General features: G+C 69.2%; 16 protein-coding genes and 1 riboswitch. Of the genes, 9 read left to right on the plus strand and 7 right to left on the minus strand.

Annotated elements, in window-relative coordinates; translation table 11 throughout:
• Window positions 1-69: 69 nt before the first annotated feature.
• Complete coding sequence (gene cobW, locus ACWPN7_RS02855; protein ID WP_459196636.1) at window positions 70-1,143, minus strand: cobalamin biosynthesis protein CobW; 1,074 nt, start codon at window positions 1,141-1,143, stop codon at window positions 70-72.
• A gap of 39 nt (window positions 1,144-1,182) precedes the next feature.
• Window positions 1,183-1,398, minus strand: a riboswitch (cobalamin riboswitch).
• Window positions 1,399-1,688: 290 nt separating this feature from the next.
• On the opposite strand from cobW, the gene ACWPN7_RS02860 reads away from it, so the two are divergent.
• From ACWPN7_RS02860 to ACWPN7_RS02890, 7 genes are all read left to right on the plus strand, one after another.
• Complete coding sequence (locus ACWPN7_RS02860; protein WP_040134438.1) at window positions 1,689-2,453, plus strand: ABC transporter ATP-binding protein; 765 nt, start codon at window positions 1,689-1,691, stop codon at window positions 2,451-2,453.
• A complete protein-coding gene (locus tag ACWPN7_RS02865) occupies window positions 2,446-3,168 on the plus strand; it encodes an ABC transporter ATP-binding protein (RefSeq protein WP_145690030.1) in 723 nt (240 codons plus the stop codon). Before ACWPN7_RS02860 ends, ACWPN7_RS02865 begins: the two co-directional genes overlap by 8 nt.
• A gap of 58 nt (window positions 3,169-3,226) precedes the next feature.
• Window positions 3,227-4,429, plus strand: a complete 1,203-nt coding sequence (locus ACWPN7_RS02870; protein WP_040134436.1) for an ABC transporter substrate-binding protein — start codon at window positions 3,227-3,229, stop codon at window positions 4,427-4,429.
• Between the two features lie 126 nt (window positions 4,430-4,555).
• Window positions 4,556-5,443, plus strand: a complete 888-nt coding sequence (locus ACWPN7_RS02875; protein ID WP_040134435.1) for a branched-chain amino acid ABC transporter permease — start codon at window positions 4,556-4,558, stop codon at window positions 5,441-5,443.
• Window positions 5,444-5,446: 3 nt separating this feature from the next.
• Window positions 5,447-6,433, plus strand: a complete 987-nt coding sequence (locus ACWPN7_RS02880; RefSeq protein ID WP_040134434.1) for a branched-chain amino acid ABC transporter permease — start codon at window positions 5,447-5,449, stop codon at window positions 6,431-6,433.
• Between the two features lie 47 nt (window positions 6,434-6,480).
• Window positions 6,481-8,460 carry an acetoacetate--CoA ligase gene (locus tag ACWPN7_RS02885; RefSeq protein WP_459196637.1) on the plus strand — a complete coding sequence of 660 codons (1,980 nt, stop codon included), beginning with the start codon at window positions 6,481-6,483 and terminating at the stop codon, window positions 8,458-8,460.
• A 68-nt stretch (window positions 8,461-8,528) separates the two neighbouring features.
• Window positions 8,529-9,314, plus strand: a complete 786-nt coding sequence (locus ACWPN7_RS02890; protein ID WP_456525163.1) for a 3-hydroxybutyrate dehydrogenase — start codon at window positions 8,529-8,531, stop codon at window positions 9,312-9,314.
• A gap of 127 nt (window positions 9,315-9,441) precedes the next feature.
• On the opposite strand, the gene ACWPN7_RS02895 is transcribed toward ACWPN7_RS02890, so the two are convergent.
• Complete coding sequence (locus ACWPN7_RS02895; RefSeq protein ID WP_103039589.1) at window positions 9,442-10,143, minus strand: glutathione binding-like protein; 702 nt, start codon at window positions 10,141-10,143, stop codon at window positions 9,442-9,444.
• A gap of 168 nt (window positions 10,144-10,311) precedes the next feature.
• Between ACWPN7_RS02895 and ACWPN7_RS02900 the strand changes: the two genes are divergently transcribed.
• Window positions 10,312-10,488, plus strand: coding sequence for a hypothetical protein (locus ACWPN7_RS02900; RefSeq protein WP_014197549.1), 177 nt, complete (start codon window positions 10,312-10,314; stop codon window positions 10,486-10,488).
• Between the two features lie 24 nt (window positions 10,489-10,512).
• On the opposite strand, the gene ACWPN7_RS02905 is transcribed toward ACWPN7_RS02900, so the two are convergent.
• Window positions 10,513-10,731 (minus strand): hypothetical protein, encoded by a 219-nt coding sequence (locus ACWPN7_RS02905; protein WP_103039588.1) that lies wholly within the window; start codon window positions 10,729-10,731, stop codon window positions 10,513-10,515.
• A 214-nt stretch (window positions 10,732-10,945) separates the two neighbouring features.
• On the opposite strand from ACWPN7_RS02905, the gene ACWPN7_RS02910 reads away from it, so the two are divergent.
• Complete coding sequence (locus ACWPN7_RS02910) at window positions 10,946-11,431, plus strand: response regulator (RefSeq protein WP_040134430.1); 486 nt, start codon at window positions 10,946-10,948, stop codon at window positions 11,429-11,431.
• 66 nt (window positions 11,432-11,497) lie between these two features.
• On the opposite strand, the gene ACWPN7_RS02915 is transcribed toward ACWPN7_RS02910, so the two are convergent.
• The 4 genes from ACWPN7_RS02915 to treZ form a co-directional block, all read right to left on the minus strand.
• Complete coding sequence (locus tag ACWPN7_RS02915; RefSeq protein ID WP_175429737.1) at window positions 11,498-11,656, minus strand: hypothetical protein; 159 nt, start codon at window positions 11,654-11,656, stop codon at window positions 11,498-11,500.
• Window positions 11,657-11,834: 178 nt separating this feature from the next.
• Window positions 11,835-12,314, minus strand: coding sequence for a cupin domain-containing protein (locus ACWPN7_RS02920; RefSeq protein WP_459196638.1), 480 nt, complete (start codon window positions 12,312-12,314; stop codon window positions 11,835-11,837).
• 5 nt (window positions 12,315-12,319) lie between these two features.
• Window positions 12,320-15,088: a malto-oligosyltrehalose synthase gene (treY, locus tag ACWPN7_RS02925; protein ID WP_492273107.1), complete on the minus strand. Its 2,769-nt coding sequence runs from the start codon at window positions 15,086-15,088 to the stop codon at window positions 12,320-12,322.
• Window positions 15,089-15,186: 98 nt separating this feature from the next.
• Window positions 15,187-20,838 carry a malto-oligosyltrehalose trehalohydrolase gene (gene treZ / locus ACWPN7_RS02930; RefSeq protein ID WP_459196640.1) on the minus strand — a complete coding sequence of 1,884 codons (5,652 nt, stop codon included), beginning with the start codon at window positions 20,836-20,838 and terminating at the stop codon, window positions 15,187-15,189.
• Window positions 20,839-20,884 lie beyond the last annotated feature (46 nt).

The raw sequence follows: 20,884 nt of genomic DNA on the forward strand, positions 1-20,884 counted from the left end.
GCGCAACCCCCTCACCGGCCCTGCGGGCCACCCTCTCCCCAGAGGGGAGAGGGTTGTGAAGGCTAAAAATCACCCCAGCGCCGCGGTCACGGCGTCACGGTCCAGGCCCGTCTCGCCGATCACCACCAGACGGCTGCGGCGCGGCTCGTCGGGCTTCCAGAAGCGGTCGAAATGGGTCTGGATGCGCGTTCCCACGCCCTGCACCAGAAGGCGCATCGGCTTGCCCGGCACGTCGATGAAACCTTTCAGGCGCAGCACGCCATGGGCGGCGGCGACCCGCTCCAGCGTCTTCGTCAGCGCCGCCGGGTCGGGCTGCGGGCCGAGTTCCACGACGAAGCTGGTGAAGTCGTCGTGGTCGTGGCCCTCCTCCTCGTCATGGTGGCTGGGGCGGTTGGCGAGGTCGTCCTCGGCCCCGGCGCCGACGCCCAGCAGAACCACCGGATCGACCTTGCCGTTGCTGGCGCGCAGGATCTTGGCCTCGCGCCCAGCCCCGCCCTCAGCCATGCCGCCCTCGGCCATGGCGGCGCGGATCAGGTCCTCGACCTTGGCCAGATCGGCGGCATCCACCAGATCGGTCTTGTTCACCACGATCAGATCGGCGCAGAGGAGCTGGTCCTCGAACACCTCCTCCACCGGGGTCTCGTGGTCGAGCTGCCCGGCCTCGGCGGCCTGGGCGGCCAAAGCCGCCGGATCGGGGGCGAAGCGGCCCTCCGCGGCGGCGGCGGCGTCGACCACCGCGACCACCCCGTCCACCGTCACCCGGGTCTTGATCGCCGGCCAGTGGAAGGCCTGGACGAGCGGCTTCGGCAGGGCGAGGCCGCTGGTCTCGATGATGATGTGTTCCGGCGGCTGCGGGCGGGACAGCAGCTTCTCGATGGCCGGGACGAAATCGTCGGCGACGGTGCAGCACAGGCAGCCGTTCGCCAGCTCGATCACGTCGTCCTCGGTGCAGGTCGGATCGCCGCAGGCGCGCAGGATCTCGCCGTCGATGCCGACATCGCCGAACTCGTTGATGATCAGCGCCAGACGACGCCCGCCGGCCTGCTCCAGCAGGCTGCGGATCAGCGTCGTCTTCCCGGCGCCGAGAAAGCCAGTGATGACGGTGGCCGGGGTCTTTCCGGCGGTCAGCGGGCCGGTGGTCATGATCTGGCTTCCTTGTCTCCGCCACACCCGGCGGATTAGATGAGTGTCGGTCCGGCGGCAGGTTTCCTGGCTTGCGGGTCGTCGTCGCGCCTCCCGCCTTCCCGGCCTGTCGGCCCGTGGCATGTCCGGAGGCCGACTCGCCGCACACAGTTGCGGGGGCAGCCGCGGCCTTGGACCCCATCCGGGTCCGCACCGCATTCCCTATTATCCCCGCGCCTTCACGGCGGCCGGGGCACCGTCGGAGGCGCAGAATTGCAGGCGGACCCCCGATTTGCAAGCGGCCATTTGGCGCCCGGAAACCGTGCCGCCGAACCCGGAGCGCTCCGCCCTTGCCGCCGTTGGTGTGTCGGAAGATCGGTACAGTCTGTCTGGAAAGCTGACACTCCGGACGGTATGGGGCACCCACAGTCTCATAGGGGGAAATAAACGATTTCAAGGGCTTGTTCGAATCTTCCGCAGTTGGCATGTTCTGTGCTTATATCAGCCTAACCAAAAACGCGGACCGGCAGACGACGCGGACGAACAGGGAGGGAAAAACGGCACCCATGGCCGACGACATCATTCTGGAAGCGCGTGGACTCTCGAAGGAGTTCAAGGGCTTCATCGCGGTGAAGGAGGTGAATCTCCAGGTCCGCCGCGGCACCATCCACGCGCTGATCGGCCCGAACGGCGCCGGCAAGAGCACGGTCTTCAATCTGCTGACCAAGTTCCTGACGCCGACGCGCGGCCAGATCCTCTACAAGGGACGCGACATCACCGCCATGAAGCCCGCCGACGTGGCGCTGCTCGGCATGGTGCGGTCGTTCCAGATTTCCGCGGTCTTCCCGCACCTCAGCGTGCTGGAGAATGTCCGCGTCGCGCTGCAGCGCCCGCGCGGCACCAGCTTCCATTTCTGGAAGCCGGAGGCCAGCCTGCACGACCTGCACGACCGCGCCGAGGAACTGATCGAGGCGGTAAACCTGACCCCCTGGGCCGGCCACACCGCCGCCGAGCTGCCCTACGGCCGCAAGCGCGCGCTGGAGATCGCCACCACGCTGGCGCTCGACCCGGAGGTGATGCTGCTCGACGAGCCGCTGGCCGGCATGGGCCACGAGGACATCGAAGGCACCGCCGCCCTGATCAAGCGCGTCTCCGCCGACCGCACCATCCTGATGGTGGAGCACAACCTGTCGGTCGTCGCCCACCTGTCGGACACCATCACCGTGCTTCGCCGCGGCGAAATCCTGGCGGAGGGCGCATACGACGTCGTATCGCGCAACCCGCAGGTCATGGAAGCCTACATGGGGACGGGTGAGGTGGGCCATGCCTGACGGCGCGACCGTGAAGACCGCGATGCTGGAGATCCGCGACCTCCAGGCCTTCTACGGCGAGAGCCACGTGCTGCACGGCGTCAACATCGACGTGCGCCAGGGCGAAGTGGTGACCCTGCTCGGCCGCAACGGCGCCGGCAAGACGACGACCATGCGCTCGATCATGGGCATCGTCGGCAAGCGCAACGGCTCGATCCGCTTCCAGGGCAAGGAGCTGATCGGCATGGCGCAGCACAAGATTCCCCGCCTCGGCATCGGCTACGTGCCGGAGGAGCGCGGCATCTTCGCCTCGCTCAGCGTGGACGAGAACCTGATGCTGCCGCCGGTGGTGAAGTCGGGCGGCATGACCGTGCCGCAGATCTACGAGCTGTTCCCGAACCTGCAGGGCCGCGGCACCACCCAGGGCACGCGCCTGTCGGGCGGCGAGCAGCAGATGCTGGCCATCGCGCGCATCCTGCGCACCGGCGCCGACCTGATCCTGCTCGACGAGCCGACCGAGGGGCTTGCCCCCGTCATCATCGAGCAGATCGGGGTGGCGGTGCGCAAGCTGAAGCAGCGCGGCTTCACCATCGTGCTGGTGGAGCAGAATTTCCGCTTCGCCGCGACCATCGCCGACCGCCATTACGTGATGGAGGAAGGCCATGTCGTCGACATGATCCCCAACGACCAGCTCGCCCAGAACATGGACAAGCTGCACACCTATCTGGGTGTCTGACCAAGTCACCCCCTCTGCCGAAAACACGCAAAACAAAGCCAATCGAAGGGAGTTCGAAATGCTCAAGACGTTGCTGTGCGGGACCGCATTGCTGGCGCTGACCGCCGGGGCCGCGCACGCCCAGGTCTCCAACAACGTGATCAAGATCGGCGTGATGAACGACCGGTCCGGCATCTACGCTGACCTCGCCGGCGAGGGTTCGGCCATCGCCGCCCGTCTGGCGGCCGAGGAGTTCGGCGGCAAGATCGCCGGCGCGCCGATCGAGATCGTCGTCGCCGATCACCAGAACAAGGCCGACATCGCCGCCAACACGGCGCGCGAGTGGATCGACGCCGGCAACGTGGACGTCATCGCCGACGTGCCGAACTCCGCCGCCGCGTTGGCCGTCCAGGGCATCACCAAGGACAAGAAGCGCATCTTCCTGATGTCCGGTCCGGGCTCGACCGACCTCAGCGGCAAGTCCTGCAGCCCCTACGGCTTCCAGTGGACCTACGACAACTACGCCATGGCCGCCGGCACCGCCCGCGCGCTGGTCGAGCAGGGCAAGAAGAACTGGTACTTCATCACCGCGGACTACGCCTTCGGCCACTCGCTGGAGGATGAGACCTCGAAGATGGTCAAGCAGCTCGACGGCAAGGTCGCGGGCAACGTCCGCCATCCGCTGGGCAACGCCGACTTCTCGTCCTACCTGCTCCAGGCCCAGGCCTCCAAGGCCGACGTGATCGGCCTCGCCAACGCGGGCGGCGACGCCACCAACGCCGTCAAGCAGGCGTCGGAGTTCGGCATCACCCAGTCGGGCCAGAGCCTCGCCGGCCTGCTGCTGTTCATCAGCGATGTCCACGCGCTGGGCCTCCAGGCCTCCCAGGGCCTGCTGCTGACCACCGGTTTCTACTGGGACATGGACGAGCAGACCCGCGAGTGGACGAAGAAGTTCGAGGCCAAGGCCGGCCGCAAGCCGACCATGGTCCAGGCTGGCGTCTACTCCGCCGTCCGCCACTACCTGAAGGCGGTCGAGGCGGTCGGCTCCGACGATCCGGACAAGGTCGCCGCCAAGATGCGCGAGACCCCGGTCGCCGACATGTTCACCAAGAACGGCAAGATCGCCGCCAACGGCCGCATGTTCCACGACATGTATCTGGCCCAGGTGAAGACCCCGGACGAGTCCAAGGCCCCCTGGGACTACTACAAGATCGTGAAGACGATCCCGGCCGAGCAGGCGTTCCTCGACCCGGCCAAGAGCGGCTGCGCGCTGGTGAAGTAAGGGTCTGAGTTTTTAGACGGGCACCCCTCCCGGCCTCCCCCCGCTTCGCAGGGGGAGGGTTGGGTGGGGGCCTCCTTCTGACATCAATCAAAAAATCAAAAGTCCGATACACAGGGAGGGACGGTCATGTTCGACTTGCTGGGGGTGCCGCCCCAGGTCCTGTTCGGCCAGCTTCTGCTCGGCCTCATCAACGGGTCCTTCTACGCGCTGCTCAGCCTTGGGCTGGCGGTCATCTTCGGCATGCTGAACGTCATCAACTTCGCCCACGGCGCGCTCTATATGATCGGCGCCTTCGTGGCGTGGCTGCTGCTGACGAAGCTCGGCCTCGGCTACTGGTGGGCGTTGGGCCTGTCGCCGCTGATCGTCGCGCTGCTGGGCGTGGTGCTGGAAAAAACCATGCTGTCGCGGCTCTACAAGCTCGACCATCTCTACGGCCTGCTGCTGACCTTCGGCCTCGCCCTGATCATGGAGGGCGCCTTCCGCCATTTCTACGGCGTGTCGGGCCAGCCCTATCCGATCCCGGACGCGCTCAAGGGCGGGCAGAACCTGGGCTTCATGTTCCTGCCCAACTACCGCGGCTGGGTCGTCGTCGCCTCGCTGATCGTCTGCTTCGGGACGTGGTTCGCCATCGAGCGGACGCGGCTCGGCGCCTATCTGCGGGCGGCCACCGAGAACCCGGTGCTGGTCCAGGCCTTCGGCATCAACGTGCCGGTGATGATCACCGCCACCTACGGCTTCGGCGTCGCGCTGGCCGGGCTGGCCGGCGTGCTCGCGGCACCCATTTATCAGGTGTCGCCCCTGATGGGCTCCAACCTGATCATCGTCGTCTTCGCGGTGGTGGTGATCGGCGGCATGGGCTCCATCCTCGGCGCCATCGTCACCGGCCTGGGGCTGGGTCTGCTGGAGGGCCTGACCAAGGTCTTCTACCCCGAAGCCTCCAACATCGTGGTGTTCGTCGTGATGGCGATCGTCCTTCTCATCAAGCCCGCGGGCCTCTTCGGACGGGAGCGCTGAGCCATGGCCGCCCAAATCAAGACGACCGACTCTCAGACGACGACCATCGCGCTGCGCCGTCCGGGGCAGGACAGCACCCGAAACGCCATCATCCTCGGCATCGGGCTGCTGATCGCGCTGGCCGCACCCTACGTGCTGTATCCCGTCTTCGTGATGAAGGTGCTGTGCTTCGCGCTGTTCGCCTGCGCCTTCAACCTGCTGATCGGTTTCGCCGGCCTGCTGAGCTTCGGCCACGCCGCCTTCTTCGGCGGGGCGGCCTACATCACCGCCCATTCCGCCAAGGTCTGGGGGCTGGGGCCGGAGGTCAGCATCCTGCTCGGCATGGGCTTCTCCGCCCTGCTGGGCCTCGCCTTCGGCGCGCTGGCGATCCGCCGGCAGGGCATCTATTTCGCCATGATCACGCTGGCGCTGTCGCAGATGGTCTTCTTCATGGCCCTGCAGCTCAAGTTCACCGGCGGCGAGGACGGCATCCAGGCGGTGCCGCGCGGGCATCTGTTCGGGGTGATCGACCTGAACAACTCGCTGTCCATGTATTACTTCGTGCTGGCGGTGTTCCTGGTCGGCTTCGCGGTGGTCTGGCGCGCGGTGCATTCGCCCTTCGGTCAGGTTCTGAAGGCGATCCGCGAGAACGAGCCGCGCGCCGTGTCGCTCGGCTACCGGACGGAGCGCTACAAGCTGCTGGCCTTCGTGCTGTCGGCGAGCCTCGCCGGGTTGGCCGGCGGCACCAAGGCGCTGGTCTTCCAGCTCGCCTCGCTGACCGACGTGACGTGGCAGATGTCGGGCGAGGTGGTGCTGATGACCCTTCTCGGCGGCATGGGCACGCTGCTCGGCCCGGTGGTGGGGGCGGCCATCGTCGTCACGCTGGAAAGCTATCTGGCGGCCACCAGCATGCCGGTTCCGGTGGTGATCGGCGCCATCTTCGTGGTCTGCGTGCTGGTCTTCCGCCGTGGCATCGTGGGCGAACTCCAGGCTCGCTTCGGCCGTCGCTGAACGTCAAGAACCGAACGGCATAAAAAGCCAACATCAGGAACCGCAAGATGGATCAACCGTCCCCTGGTCAATCGCTTTCTGATCAGCCGTTGTGGACCCCGTCGGAGGCGCGCGTGGCCGCCTCCAACCTGACGGCTTTCCGGCAGGCCGCGAGCGCCCGCTTCGGGCTGCGGCTGGACGATTACGATGCGCTCTACGACTGGTCGGTCGCCGGCAAGGAGGATTTCTGGCGCTTCCTGTGGGAGTGGGCCGGACTCAAGGGCGATCTCGGCGGCGTGGCCCTGGCCGATGGCGACAAGATGCCCGGTGCCCGCTGGTTTCCCGAGGCCAGCCTGAACTACGCCGAGAACATGCTCGCCAACGCGCCGGAAGGCGAGGCCGTCGTCTTCTGGGCCGAGGACAAGGTCAAGCGCCGCTGGTCGGGCACCGAGCTGAAGGCCGAGGTGTCCCGCCTCCAGCAGGCGCTCAAGGCCGCCGGCGTGGGCAAGGGCGACCGCGTCGCCGCCGTCGTGCCCAACATGCCCGAGACGCTGGCCGCCATGCTCGCCACGGCCAGCCTGGGGGCCATCTGGTCCTCCTGCTCGCCCGACTTCGGCGCCCAGGGCATCACCGACCGCTTCGGCCAGATCGAGCCGACCGTCCTCTTCGCCCCCGACGCCTACTGGTACAACGGCAAGAGCCACGACATCCGGGCCAAGATCGCCCAGGTGCTGACCGAGCTGCCCACCGTCAAGGCCGCGGTCATCATCCCCTACGTCAACGAGACGCCGGACGTCTCGGCCATCCGCGGCGGCGTCACCTGGGGCGACTTCATCGCCCCCTTCGCGGCGGCGGAACCGAGCTTCGAGCGGGTGGCCTTCAACCATCCGCTGTTCATTCTCTATTCGTCGGGAACCACCGGCAAGCCCAAGTGCATCGTCCACGGCACCGGCGGCACGCTGCTCCAGCACGTCAAGGAGCACCGGCTGCACAGCGACGTGAAGCCGGGCGACCGGGTGTTCTACTACACCACCTGCGGCTGGATGATGTGGAACTGGCTGGTCTCCGGGCTTGCGGCCGGGGCGACGCTGCTGCTTTACGACGGCTCGCCCTTCGCACCGGACGGCAACATCCTGTTCGATTACGCCGACGCCGAGGGCATGACCCTGTTCGGCACCTCGGCCAAATTCATCCAGCAGGCCGAGAAGTCGGGGCTGGAGCCGATCCGCACGCACCGGCTCGACACGCTGCGGGCGCTGGCCTCGACCGGCTCGCCGCTGATGCCGGAGAACTTCGCGTACGTCTACCGGGCCATCAAGACGGACATCCATCTGGCCTCGATCAGCGGCGGCACGGACATCGTGTCCTGCTTCGTGCTGGGCAACCCGACGGCCCCGGTGTGGGCGGGCGAGCTGCAGACGGCGGGGCTCGGCATGGCGGTGGCGGCCTTCGACGACTCCGGCCACGCGGTCAGCGGCGAGAAGGGCGAGCTGGTCTGCACGCGGCCCTTCCCCTGCATGCCGGTGGGCTTCTGGGCCGACCCGGACGGGGCCAAGTACCGCGCGGCTTATTTCGAGCGTTTCCCCAACGTGTGGACGCACGGAGATTTCATCGAGCGCACGGTGCATGGCGGCTGGGTGATCTACGGGCGCTCGGACGCGGTGCTCAACCCCGGCGGCGTGCGCATCGGCACGGCGGAGATCTACCGGCAGGTGGAGCAGCTTCCGGAGATCCTGGAGGCGGTGTGCATCGGCCAGGAGTGGGACGGCGACGTGCGCGTCATCCTGTTCGTGGTGCTGCGCGAGGGGCTGACGCTCGACAAGGCGCTGGAGGACACGATCCGCAAGCGCATCAAGGAGAACTGCTCGCCACGGCACGTCCCGGCGCGCATCGTGGCGGTCAAGGACATCCCGCGCACGCGCTCGGGCAAGATCACCGAACTGGCGGTGCGCGACGCGGTGCACGGCCGCCCGATCAAGAACACCGAGGCGCTGGCCAATCCCATGGCGCTCGACGAGTTCCGCGAGCGCCCGGAACTGGAAGGCTGACCGCCGTTCCGCCCTCTCCCCGGACGGGGGGAGGGCACCCAAACCAACACGACAACAGAGGATAAGCCATGACCTTGACTCAGAAGGTCGCGGTGGTCACCGGCTCGACCAGCGGGATCGGCTTGGGCATCGCGCGGGCGCTGGCCGGGGCCGGGGCGGACGTGGTGCTGAACGGCTTCGGCGACGCCGCCGCCATCGAGGAACTGCGCGCCGGTCTGGCGGCGGAGTTCGGCGTGCGCGTCGGCTATCACGGCGCCGACCTGTCCAAGCCGGCGGAGATCGCCGCGCTGATCGGCCACGCGGAGGAGACCTTCGGTTCCGTCGACGTGCTGGTGAACAACGCCGGCATCCAGCACGTCGCCCCGGTGGAGGACTTCCCGGCGGAGCGCTGGGACGCGGTGATCGCGCTCAACCTGTCCGCCGTCTTCCACGGCACCCACCACGCCCTGCCGGGCATGAAGCGGCGCGGCTGGGGGCGCATCCTGAACATCGCCTCGGTGCATGGCCATGTCGCGTCGGTCAACAAATCGGCCTACGTTGCGGCCAAGCACGGCGTGGTCGGGCTGACCAAGACGGTGGCGCTGGAGACGGCGGGCACCGGCGTCACCTGCAACGCCATCTGTCCGGGCTGGGTGCTGACCCCGCTGGTGCAGAAGCAGATCGACGCGATCGCCTCGACCAAGAACATCCCGGAGCCGCAGGCGAAGGCGGAGCTGCTCGGCGCCAAGCAGCCCTCCGGCGCCTTCGTGACGCCGGACGAGCTGGGCGGGCTGGCGGTTTTCCTGTGCTCCGACTCGGCGGCGCAGATGACCGGCGCCAGCCTGCTGATGGATGGCGGCTGGACCGCGCAGTAAGGGCTTTGCTGCCCTCTCCCACCTCGGGAGGATGAGGGTGCCAGCAAGGATCAGTGTCTTGATCCTCGCACGACCCTCACCCGGCCCTTCGGGCCACCCTCTCCCGGGACGGGAGAGGGATTCCAAATCACTTCTGGACGTTGGCGGCGGTCTGGCCGAACAGGATCTTCTTGCCCTCGTCGGTGACCGACGGGCGCTTGGCCAGTTCCGCACCCTTCTCATAGGCGCGGGCGGTCGCCGGGCGGGCCTGGATCGCTTCGAACCAGCGCTTCAGCTCGGGGAAGTCGGCGAGGTTCTGGCGCTGCCGCTCGTGCGGGACGACCCAGGGGTAGCAGGCCATGTCGGCGATGGTCAGCTCGTCCCCGGCGATGAAGGCGCGGCCGGCCAGACGCTTGTTCAGGACGCCGTAGAGCCGGTTGGTTTCCTTCACATAGCGGTCGATGGCGTAGGGGATCTGTTCGGGCGCGTACTGCACGAAATGGTGGTTCTGCCCGGCCATCGGGCCGAGGCCACCCACCTGCCAGAACAGCCACTCCAGAACCGTCTTGCGGCCCCGCAGGTCGGCGGGCAGGAACTTGCCGGTCTTCTCCGCCAGATAAATCAGGATCGCGCCCGATTCGAAGACGGACACCGGCTCCCCGCCATCGGCCGGAGCGCGGTCGACGATGGCCGGCATGCGGTTGTTCGGCGACATCGCCAGGAAGTCCGGCTTGAACTGGTCCCCGGCGGAGATGTCCACGGGATGAATCGTGTAATCCAGCCCGGCCTCTTCCAGGAACAGCGTGATCTTGTGCCCGTTAGGGGTCGGCCAATAGTGAAGGTCGATCATGGCGGTCCTTCCGGTTTGTCTCCAGCCCCGAAAAGTGATGGAGCAAACGGTTTCAGGCAACCCGCGCCGTGCGCGGATCAGCCCTCCGGAAGGGGCAGGCGACGGGCGCAACGTCGCAGCCCCCGAAATGTTGAATACGGTGAACCGACAATCATCATGAGGACCGTCATGAGCGACGACCGGACACCCGCCACCCAGCCCCAGCGCAAGGACGACCGGATCGACGAAGCCAGGGATGGCACCGTCAAGCCCGACCAGGGCGGCGAGGCCGAACTGACCGAAAAGGAGGAGCAGAAGCGCGGCGGCGCCAACAAGTCCACGCCCGGCCCGATCTACGACGTGTGAGGCCGGGCCCTGACGACCAACCGTTTACGAGACGAGCGCCAGGGTGGGGTCGGGCGGTATCGGCGTGGCGTCTTCCAGCGTCCGGGCCACCTCGTCCAGCGGGGCGGCGACCACCAGCGGTTCGGAGCGCCCGGCGAAGGTGATCTCGGTCCGCTCCCCCTCGGTGCCGCGCAGGTACAGAACGCCCGCGGCGTTGATCAGGACCGGCGCCCCGGCGTGGTCGGTGAATTCGATGAACTTCATGCAGGACTCCCACGGAGGTTGCATCACGCTTGGACTGTCTCAAACACGCAAAGAGGGCGGCGGGTTCGCTTCTCCGGATGGCACTGCCCGTTCGGTGCTCCCTCGGCTCGCTCCATTGCGCGCAATCAGCCCCTTGATTGATGCACCGCATCGACAAACATGGGCGCTGCGGGCCACGTCGGCCCGCGCCGTCCGCCAACAAGGAACAGATGCCGTGAAGTTGCTCGTCGTCGAAGACGACCCGTTGATCGGGCCCGCCATCAAGGCCGTGATGGAGAATGCCGGATACACGGTCGTTGGCCCTCTGCGCGACGCCGCCAAGGCGACGCGGCTGGGGGTCCGGGAACAGCCGGATCTTGCCCTGGTGGACGTCTATCTGGCCGGAGGCGAGAACGGGCTGACGCTGGCCCGCAAGCTGTGGGAGGAGCACAACATCCCCTCCCTGCTGATCACCGGTTTCGACCACCGCGGCGAGGAGGCGCGCGATTTCGCGGTCGGCCTGCTGCGCAAGCCGGTGATGCCCGACGCGCTGGTCGATGCGGTCGGGGCCGTCGGGGAAATCCTGGCGGGGCTGCGCCCGTCCTCCATCCCCCCGGCGCTGGAACTGTTCGGGCGGCCCGAGCGTGCGAACGCCGCACCGCAGCCGGCGCCGCAGACCGCACCCCAACCCGCGCAACAGCCCATGCGGCGGCAGGGCTGAGGCCCTGAGGCTCCGCCCTGCCGTTTTCGCATGCTTTAAACAGTATCCTTAGACAATGACCGTTGGTCAGCGGTCCGGAGTCTCTTCCGGACCGCCCGCCGCGGGGGATTCCGCCGGCTGAGCGGAGTTCTGCGCGGGGGCCGCGGCGGATGGACCGTCCTGCGGCTTGATGTTTTCGGAGCCGTTGCTGGGGTCCAGCTCGACCCACTGGCGATGATCGCTCATGACTTGTCTCCCGTCCGTCTGTGGTCGCGTCCCGTGGTGCAGGAATGGTCCGATGAGGCGCCTCTCGTTTCTCGGATCGGGCGCTTGTCCTTTGGAATAACGCGTGGCGAAGGGATTCGATCAATCCCGAGCGAAGAAATCGGGTATTTTGTGAGGCAACCCTGTCAAGGGGGTTCTTTTAAAAGCCGCCGCGGGCCAGGGCCGGCTCGCCCCGCCGCAACAGCCGCCGGGCCAGCGACAGCGGGGCGCGCAGCATCCGCTTCACGGCGGCGCGGGGACCGAGCGGCTTCTCGATCGCGTAGTATTTGCGGATCGTCTCCCGCACCTCCCAGACACCGGTGAAGCCCCTGGGAATGACGAAGGCGTCGCCCTCCCCATGCTCCTGCGGCGCGCCGTCCCGGGGGGTGATGACCACCCGCCCGGCCAGCAGCACGCAGAACTCCTCATAGGGCCAGTCGGTCATGGCGATGGTGCCCGGCGTGCATTGCCAGACCCCGCAGGCGAACCGCCCCCCGCCGCCGTCGTAGAGGTTCAGGAAACTTTCCTGAGGATCGCCGGACAGCACGGTCCCGAAGACGGCGGGCTTGCCAGGGTCGCTCCCGATCAGCCGCTGGTCGATGGGAACGAGCGCGCGGCGCGGCGGCAGGTTGCGGTCCATGGAAGTCACCCCTCCCGCACCAGCAGGGCGACGGGGAAGTCCCGGAAGAGGTCGGCGGCGGTCACCGCGTCCGCGGCCTCCAGCGTCCCGTCGGTCAGCGCGTTGCGCCAGCGCTGTCCGCGCGGCAGCGGGACGGAGGTGTCGCCCCAGTCCGGGGTCTCGCCCAGCGCGCCCACCAGACGCGGGGCGGCGACCACAACGGTGTCGTCGCCGAGGCGCCGGGCGAAGGCCACCACATGCTCCGCCCGTTCGCCCGTTGCCTCCAGCGGCAGGTACTCGCCCTTGGCGAACAGGTCGGGCATGGCCGCCCGCAGAGCCAGGGCGCGCCGGGTCAGGGAGAGCTTCACCGCGCCGTCCTGCCAGCGGCTCAGCAGGCTGCCGATCTCCGCCCCCTCAACCTCGTCGAGCAGGCGGCGGCGGGCGTCGTAGTCCACCGGGCGCCGGTTGTCGGGATCGACGAGGCTGAAGTTCCACAGTTCGCAGCCCTGATAGATGTCCGGCACGCCGGGGCTGGTCAGCTTCAGCAGGGTCTGGGTCAGCCCGTTGACCATGCCGATGCGGGCAAGCCGCGCCTGGAAGGGCAGGAAGGCGTCGAAGAAGGCGGTGCTGCGCGACACGTCCAGCGCGTCGTGGACGAAGCTGGTCATGGCGCTTTCATAGGCCTCGTCGGGAGCGGCCCAGGTGCTGTGGACCTTGGCCTCGCGCATCGACTTGGTCATGGCGCCGGCGAGGCGTTCCGCGAACTCCGTCATCGCCTGCGGGTCGAGGCTGGCGGGGTCCGCGCCGGTCAGCTCCGCCGGCCAGGCGCCGACGAGGAGCTGATAGAACAGATACTCGTCGTTGCGGTCGGGCGGGGCGGTGCCCTCCACGTCGCCGCGGCGGGCGCGCAGCAGGCGGCTCCAGGTCTGGATCTGCCGCTCCCACTCCTCCGGCATTTCCGACAGGGCGTAGAGGCGGGCGCGGGTGTCCTCGCCGCGCTTGGTGTCGTGGGTGGTGCTGCCCAGCATGGCGTGCGGCCAGCGCTCCGCCCGTTCGGAGTTGGCGTGGTGGAAGTTGGTGGTGCCGACCCCGAAATGCTCGGGATGCCCGCCCACCTCGTTCAGCGCGGCCAGCCGGTTGTAGCGGTAGAAGGCGGTGTCCTCCAGCCCCTTGGCCATCACCGGACCGCTGTACTGCTGGAAGCGCATGGCGAAGCGCAGCACCTGCTGGCGGCTGTAGCCGCTGCGCGGCTGGGCCACCAGATCGGTGGTCAGCAGCCTGTGCAGGAAATCATAGGCGGAGCCGTCGGTGTTCGGGTCGGCTTTGCGCGCCTGGGTGATCGCCCAGTCGATGCTCCGCCGGTCCAGTTCGCTGACGCCGCGCCAGTCCACATAGGTGCGGTAGACCGGGAAGCGGGCGATGGTTTCCTTCAGCGCCTGATGCAGGATGTTGGCGGTGAAGTCGGCGGTGTGCGGGTTGGCGCGGGCGATGCGCGAGGCCTGCCGGGCAAGCACGTGAAGCTCGCTGGCCATCTCGCTTTCCATGATGCGGATCTTGCTGGTCCGCACCACCTCGTCGAAGCTCTCGCGCCGCCCGGTGAAGTCGGCGTAGAGGCGGGTGAAGGCCTCCTCGCCCTGCGGGTCGACGAACAGCCCGCCCATCAGGTTGGCGAACTCGTAGCCGGTGGTGCCGTCGATCGGCCAGTCCTCGCGCAGCCGCTCGTGGCGGGCCAGGATCTTCTCGACCACCAGATAAAAGGGCCGCTCGGTTGCCTGGGCCAGCCGCTCGCAATAACCCTTGGGGTCGTAGAGGCCATCGATGTGATCGATGCGCAGCCCGTCCAGCGTGCCGTCGTCGACCAGCTTGAAGGCCAGCCGGTGGGCGACGTCGAACAGCTCCCGCTCCTCCATGCGCAGGCCGGCGAGTTCGTTGATGTTGAAGAAGCGGCGGTAGTTGATGTCGTCCGCCGCCACCTTGAAATAGGCGGCGCGCCAGTTCTGGGCGGCGATCAGCTCGGTCAGCCGGCGCCAGCTCTCCGGCTCGCCCTCCGCGCCACGGAAGCGCTTCAGCCGGCGCTCCACGGCCTCGGCGACATCGGGCTTCTCGGAGACCAGAGCGGCCAGCTCCGCCTTCAGGGCGTTGGCGCGGCGGATCTGGTGCGGGCGCACCTGATCGAGATGGCGGAAGGCGTCGCCGATGCGCTCCAGGTCCGGCTGGTCGTCGCCCAGGATCGTGCCGTAGTCGGCGGGCCGGATGGGCAGCTTGTGGGTGCCGTAGGCCCAGACGGCGAAGCCGCCGGCCTCCTTGTCGAAGCGCAGCTCCAGCCCGCCGGATTCCAGAACCGCGCCGAACTGGTCGCCGAGCAGCGGCACCAGCACCTTGCCGTGCAGGTAGCGGCGGTCGGGTTCCCACTCGATGTCGAAGTAGCCGGCGTAGGGGCTGTCTGGCCCCCATTCCAGCACGTCCAGCCACCAGCCGTTGTCGGCCCCGCCGACGCCCATGTGGTTCGGCACGAAGTCGAGGATCTGGCCCAGCCCGTTGCGCTTCAGCGCCTCGACCATGGCGTGGAAGGATTCCTCGCTGCCCAGCTCCGGGTTCAGGGCGTTGTGGTCGACGATGTCGTAGCCGTGGGTGCTGCCCGGCCGCGCCTTCATGTAGGGCGAGGCGTAGAGATGGCTGACCCCCAGCCGCGCCATGTAGTCGGCGATTCCGGCGGTGCGGTCGAAGCCGAACTCGGCGCGCAACTGCACGCGGTAGGTGGCCAGGGGGATCGGCTTATCGGCGTCCGCCGCCATGGGTTGGTCTCCTGATGGGTGTTCCCTCTCCCCCCTGGGGAGAGGGGAGGGTGAGGGGGTTGTGCGTGTGCCGGACGTTCGGGAGTTGCGGGACCCCCTCACCCCAACCCTCTCCCCGGAGGGGAGAGGGGGTTATCGTCGCGCCTCCCATCCGCCACCGCGGCCGGCCGGGCGGCGGCCATGATGGCGGCGATGGCGCCGGCCTGCGGGCAGTCGGCCATGTCCTCCAGTGCGAGGCGCAGCTTGCGGCGCCAGTTGGGATACTGGTCCACCGTGCCGGGCAGGTTCACCTGCTCCAGCTCGGCGGTCAGGTCGTCCATCTGGACCATGGCGATGGCCGAGCCGGTGCGGGCCAGGAAGGCGTGCACCGCGTGGCCCAGCGCCTCGCTGTAGGGGCTGTCGGGGCCGAAGCTGGCGGGCAGCGGCAGGAAGGCGTCGGCCAGAGCCTCCAGCAGGCGGGCGCGCTCGGCCATGCGGCGGTCGCGCTGGCGCTCCGCCTCGCCCTCTGCCGGGTACAGGCCGCGCTCCTCCTTCAGCGTGATGTCGTGCCCCTCCCACCAGCCGCGCAGCGTGGCGAGGTCGTGGCTGCCCACCGTGGCGAGCGCCGTGTAGGGGTAGTCGTCGGGGCCGCGGAACCCGCCGTCCTCGGTCCATTCGAAGAACATCACCCGGTAACTCAGGACACCCGCCTCCGCCATGCGTTCGCGGAATCCCTCGGGCACGGTGCCCAGATCCTCGCCGACCACGAGGCAACGGTTGCGCTGGCTCTCCAGGGCCAGGATTCCGAGGAGGTCGTCCATCGGGTAGGCGACGTAGGCCCCTTCGGAGGGCGGGTGCCCCTCCGGTATCCAGTAGACGTGCTGGAGCGCCATGGCGTGGTCGATGCGCAGCGCCCCGGCGTGGCGCATGTTGGCGCGCAGAAGCTCGATGAAGCGGGCGTAGCCGCCCTCGCGCAATGCGTGGGGGTGGAAGGGCGGCAGGCCCCAGTCCTGCCCGGCCGGGTTGAACAGGTCGGGCGGGGCGCCGACATGGGCCTGCGCCACCACCACATGCGGGTCGGCCCAGGTCTCCGCCCCGCCGCTGTCCGCCCCGACCGCGAGGTCGCGGAAGAAGCCGACGGCCATGCCGCGCTCCCGCGCCCGCTCCGCCGCCGCCCGCAACTGGCTGTCGGCCAGCCATTGCAGCCAGACGAAGAAGTCGATGCGCTCCCGCCGCTCCTCGGCGAAGCGGCGGACAGCGGGGGAGGTGGCGTCCCGATACTGCTCCGGCCAGCGGCGCCAGTCGGGCGTGCCGTCCTTGGCGAAACGCTCGCGCAGGGCCTGGAAGGTGCAGAAGCGCTCCAGCCCCTCGCCCAGCTCGGCCCGGAAGGCGGCGAGCGCCCGCCGCCGCTCCTCGCTGCCCTCGCTCTGGAAATGGGCGAACAGCCGTTCCAGGACCGGCAGCTTCAGCGCCGCCACGGCGGCGTAATCGACCAGCGGGGCGGTCCCCGCCGCCTGCACCGCGCCGAGGAAGCTCTCGTCCGCGATCCGGTCGCGGGTCTCGGCGCAGCCCATCAGTTCCGGCACCGCCAGCACGTCGATGTAGAGCGGGTTGAGGAACAGGCGGCTGGTCGGGGAATAGGGGCTGGCCTGATCGGGCTGGTCGAGGAACAGGGCGTGCAGCGGGTTCAGCCCGACGATGCCCGCGCCGCGCGCCGCCGCCATCTCCGCGACGTTGACGAGGTCGCCGAAGTCGCCGATCCCCCAATCCCCGGCGCAGCGCAGGGCGTAGAGCTGGACCGACAGGCCCCAGATCCGCTCGCCCATCTGGAGCGGGGCGGGCAGATGGCAGGTGGCGGGGGCGGCGATGACCGTCGTCTCCAGGCCGGGATGCTCCGCCCGCAGGCCGTCCACGTCCAGCCGCAGCCGGTGATAGCCGGGCGCCGGAGCCGCGCCGAGGTCGAGGCGGCGCACCTCGAAATGCTGGCCCTCGGCGCCCGCCTTGCGGACCAGCGGCAAGTCGCCGAAATCGGCCTCGCCGCTGCGGTCGCCCCCGCCCTCCAGCGTCAGGGTCCAGCGCAGCGTCCCGCTGCCTTCCGGCAGGGTGACGGTGACGGAGAAGGGCGGGCGGTCGATGCGCAGCACCGCCACCGGGGGCAGGGGACGGGCCAACTCGCGCCGCTCCAATGCCGCCAGCGCCTCTTCCGGATCGTCGGCGTCCACCTCCATGGCGGCGAGCAGGGCGCGGATGGTGCCCTCCGACGCCTGGACGGTCTCGCCCGACGCGCCGGTGTAGTGCGTCTCGATCCCCATCCGCTCGCCGAGCCGGTCGAGCGCCGTCGTCTCCTCGATGGTCCACAGGACGGACAGCGGCGCCATGGTTCCGCCATCAAGGCCCTTACCCTCGGTCCACAGGACGCGGCCCACGGCCTCGCCTATGCCCGTCACGGGGGCGTCGGACAGGTTGGCGAGCAGATGCAGGCGGCTGCCGTCGCCCAGCCGCCAGGAGACGCGGATGCCTCGCCCGTCGATCACCTCGTAGGCCGACGCACCGCCGGGCGCGTTCTCCAGCCGCGGCGCGATCTCCTTGCGGCGCACCGCCAGGATGCGGCGGTACCAGTCCAGCCATTCCCCGTGCTCGCCCGTCTCGCGGTCGTCCCAGTCGAGCTTGGCCGACTGGAAGGTCTCGGGCGCGGTCGGGTCGGGGATGCGGTCGCGCACCGCCGGGTCCTGGAATTCGGGGAACTTGGCGAACTCCTCCCGCCGGCCGTTGCGCACCGCCTCGGCCAGCTCGTCGGCGAAGTCGCAGAAGAAGGGGAAGGGACGGTCGGACGCCCACTCTTCGCCCATGAACAGCATCGGGATGCCCGGCCCCAGCAGATAGAGCGAACTCGCCGCCCGCACCGCTTCGGGCCGCGAGAAGCGGGTGATGCGGTCCCCGAAGGCGCGGTTGCCGATCTGGTCGTGGTTCTGGATGAAGGTGACGAAGGCGGTCGGCGGCAGGTGCGCCGACGGCTCGCCGCGCGCCTCGCCGCCGCGGTAGGAGGAGGCGTGCCCCTGGAAGGCGAAGCCCTCGGCCATGGCGCGGGCCAGCTTCACCGCGTCGCCGGCGTAGTCGGCGTAATAGCCGGCGTCCTCGCCGGACGCCCAGACGTGCAGGCAGTGGTGCAGGTCGTCGTTCCACTGCGCGGTGTGCCAGCGCGGGTCGCCCTCCGGATGGCGCTCCAGCAGGTGGGCTTCGTTCTCGTCGTTCTCCAGCACGAGATGGACGTGGCGGCGGCAGCGCACGGCGTCCTGCACGCGCTCCGCCAGCTCCTGGAGGAACAGCTTGTCGCTGTCGTCGAGGATGGCGTGGACCGCGTCGAAGCGCAGCCCGTCCATGTGGAACTCCTCGATCCAGTAGAGCGCGTTGTGGATGAAGTAGTCGCGCACCGTGGCGTTGCGCGGCCCGTCCACGTTGATGGCGTCGCCCCAGGGCGTCTTGTGCCGGTCGGTGAAGAAGGCCTTGGCGTAGGCGTGGAGGTAGTTCCCGTCCGGCCCGAAATGATTGTAGACGACGTCGAGGAAGACCATCAGCCCCTTGGCGTGGGCGGCGTCGACCAGCGCCTTCAGATCCTCCGGGCGGCCATAGGCGGCGTCCGGGGCGTAGGGCAGCACCCCGTCATAGCCCCAGTTGCGGGCGCCGGGGAAATCGGCCACCGGCAGAAGCTCGATGGCGGTGACGCCAAGCTCAACGAGGTGGTCGAGCTTGTCGATGGCGGCGCGGAAGGTGCCCTCCTCGGTGAAGGTGCCGACGTGAAGCTCGTACAGCACCGTCTCGTGCCAGGGGCGGCCGGTCCAGGCGGCGTCGGACCAGCGGAAGACGGTGGGGTCGATCACCTCGCTCGGCCCGTGCACGTCCTCCGGCTGGTGGCGGGAGGCCGGGTCGGGCACGCGCAGCCCGTCCGGAAGCTCGAACTGGTAGCGGGTGCCCGCTTGGGCCTGGGCGGTGGTCCATTCGAACCAGCCGTCGGCCCGCCGCACCATGGGCAGCAGGGCGTGGGTGTCCTCCAGCCACAGCGAGACCTGCTCGGTCCCCGGCGCCCACAGCGTGAAGCGGACGGAGCCGTCGGGCTGCACCTGCGCGCCGAAGGGCATGGCGTGGGCCCGCGCCTCGCCGAGGCGGGTGGCGCCGGGGGCGGCCAGCCCGACCGGGCCGGACGCGCGGTCGGCCACCTCCGGCCCGGCGTCGGCGCCCAGGATGCCGATGGCCCCGGCCAGCGGAATGGCCAGCCAGTCGGGCCGGTTCGCCAGCTCGTAGCCGATCTCGTAGAGCGCCTTCTCCAGCAGGAAGAGTTTCAAAAGCTGCGTGGCGGTGGCCGCGTCGGCGGGCCAGCCCGGGCAATCACCGATGGCCTCGCGGTAGCCGGCGACGAAGGCGGAAGCCGCCTCCCCCTCCCACCAGTTCAGCCAGGCGGTGCGGGCGCCGCGCGCCGTCTCGTCCAGGTCGTCGGGCAGGGCGGCCCGCGCCCCGGCGGCGGCGTAGGTGATGGAACGCAGCATCCCCGCCACGTCGCGCAGGATGCAGTGCTTGGCCCGCCGCTCGGCCAGAGGGCGCATCGGCTCGCCCTCGAAATCGACGATGAACAGGTCGTCCTTGCCAGCCAGCACCTGCCCCAGGTGATAGTCGCCGTGCAGGCGCATGGCGTGGAAGGTCCCGCGCGGCGGCGTCAGCGTCTCGATCTGCCGCATCACCGTCGCCTCGCTGTCGGCCAGCGACGCGGCGTAGGGGGCGAGGTCGGCGTCCAGCCGCGGGGCGGCCTCCCGCAGCTGGCCCAGAACGCGGCGGGCGAGGGTGCGCACCCCGTCCGCCCAGCCCGTCAGCATGGCCGGAGTCACCGGTTCGGGCGTGAAGGCGTCGCCGCCGCCGGGGGTGGCGAGCGCCCGATGCATCTCCGCCGTGCGACGGCCCAGCCGGCGCATGAAGGTCATCAGGGCGACGTCGTCCGCCGTGTCGTCGAAGCGTTCGACGCGCTCCGCCAAGCAGGCGGTGACGTGGCTCCAGGCGTCGCGGGCGTCGGGAACCAGCTCCTGCAGGATGCACAGGGTGGCGGCCTCGCCGTCGCCCGTGCGCTCCACCCAGCCGAGCAGCGCGGGGGTGTTGCGGAAGTTGGCGACCTCGGTCAGGAAGCGCCCGACCTCCAACTCCGGATGGGTGCCGGATTCCAGCTTGCGCAGCCCCTTCAGGATCGCGGCGTCGCCGACGCGGACGGAAGTGTTGGACTGCTCCACCCCCGTCCAGCGCAGCGGGGCGCCGCCGTCCAGCGCGCCCTTTACGGCGTCGAAGGCGCGGCTGCGGCCATAGCGCAGGCCGCCGTTCTCGCCGCCCTTGCGGATTCCGTTAAGCAGGGCGCGAACGACCTCCTCGTCCCCGTAGCCGTCGCGCAGGCTGCCCGGCCAGGGGAGCGCCTCCGGACCGGCGATGGTGAAGGGATCGGCGGTGTCGGCCTCGCCGTCGTCGCCTTGGCCGTCGCGGTTGAGCACCAGGGGAAGCTGGTAGAGCTGTGCCTCCCGCCCCGGTGCCTCCACCCGCAGCAGGCAGAGCTGGGCGGAACCGGAGGCCAGCGGAAGCGGCAGCGCATCGACGATGCGCACGGTGGGCGTGCCGGCGTCCTTGGCGGCGTACCAGCGCCGTCCGGTCAGGAAGCCGGGAAGCAGTTTGTCCTGAAGCAGGGACAGGGCCTCGCCCTCGATGGGGCTGGAAAAGACATTCGATTTGGGCGCTGTCGACAAGACACGTCTCCCCTGTTGGGCGGCACGGCTCGCACAACAACCGGGG

The organism is Azospirillum sp. UENF 312511 (assembly GCF_058780635.1).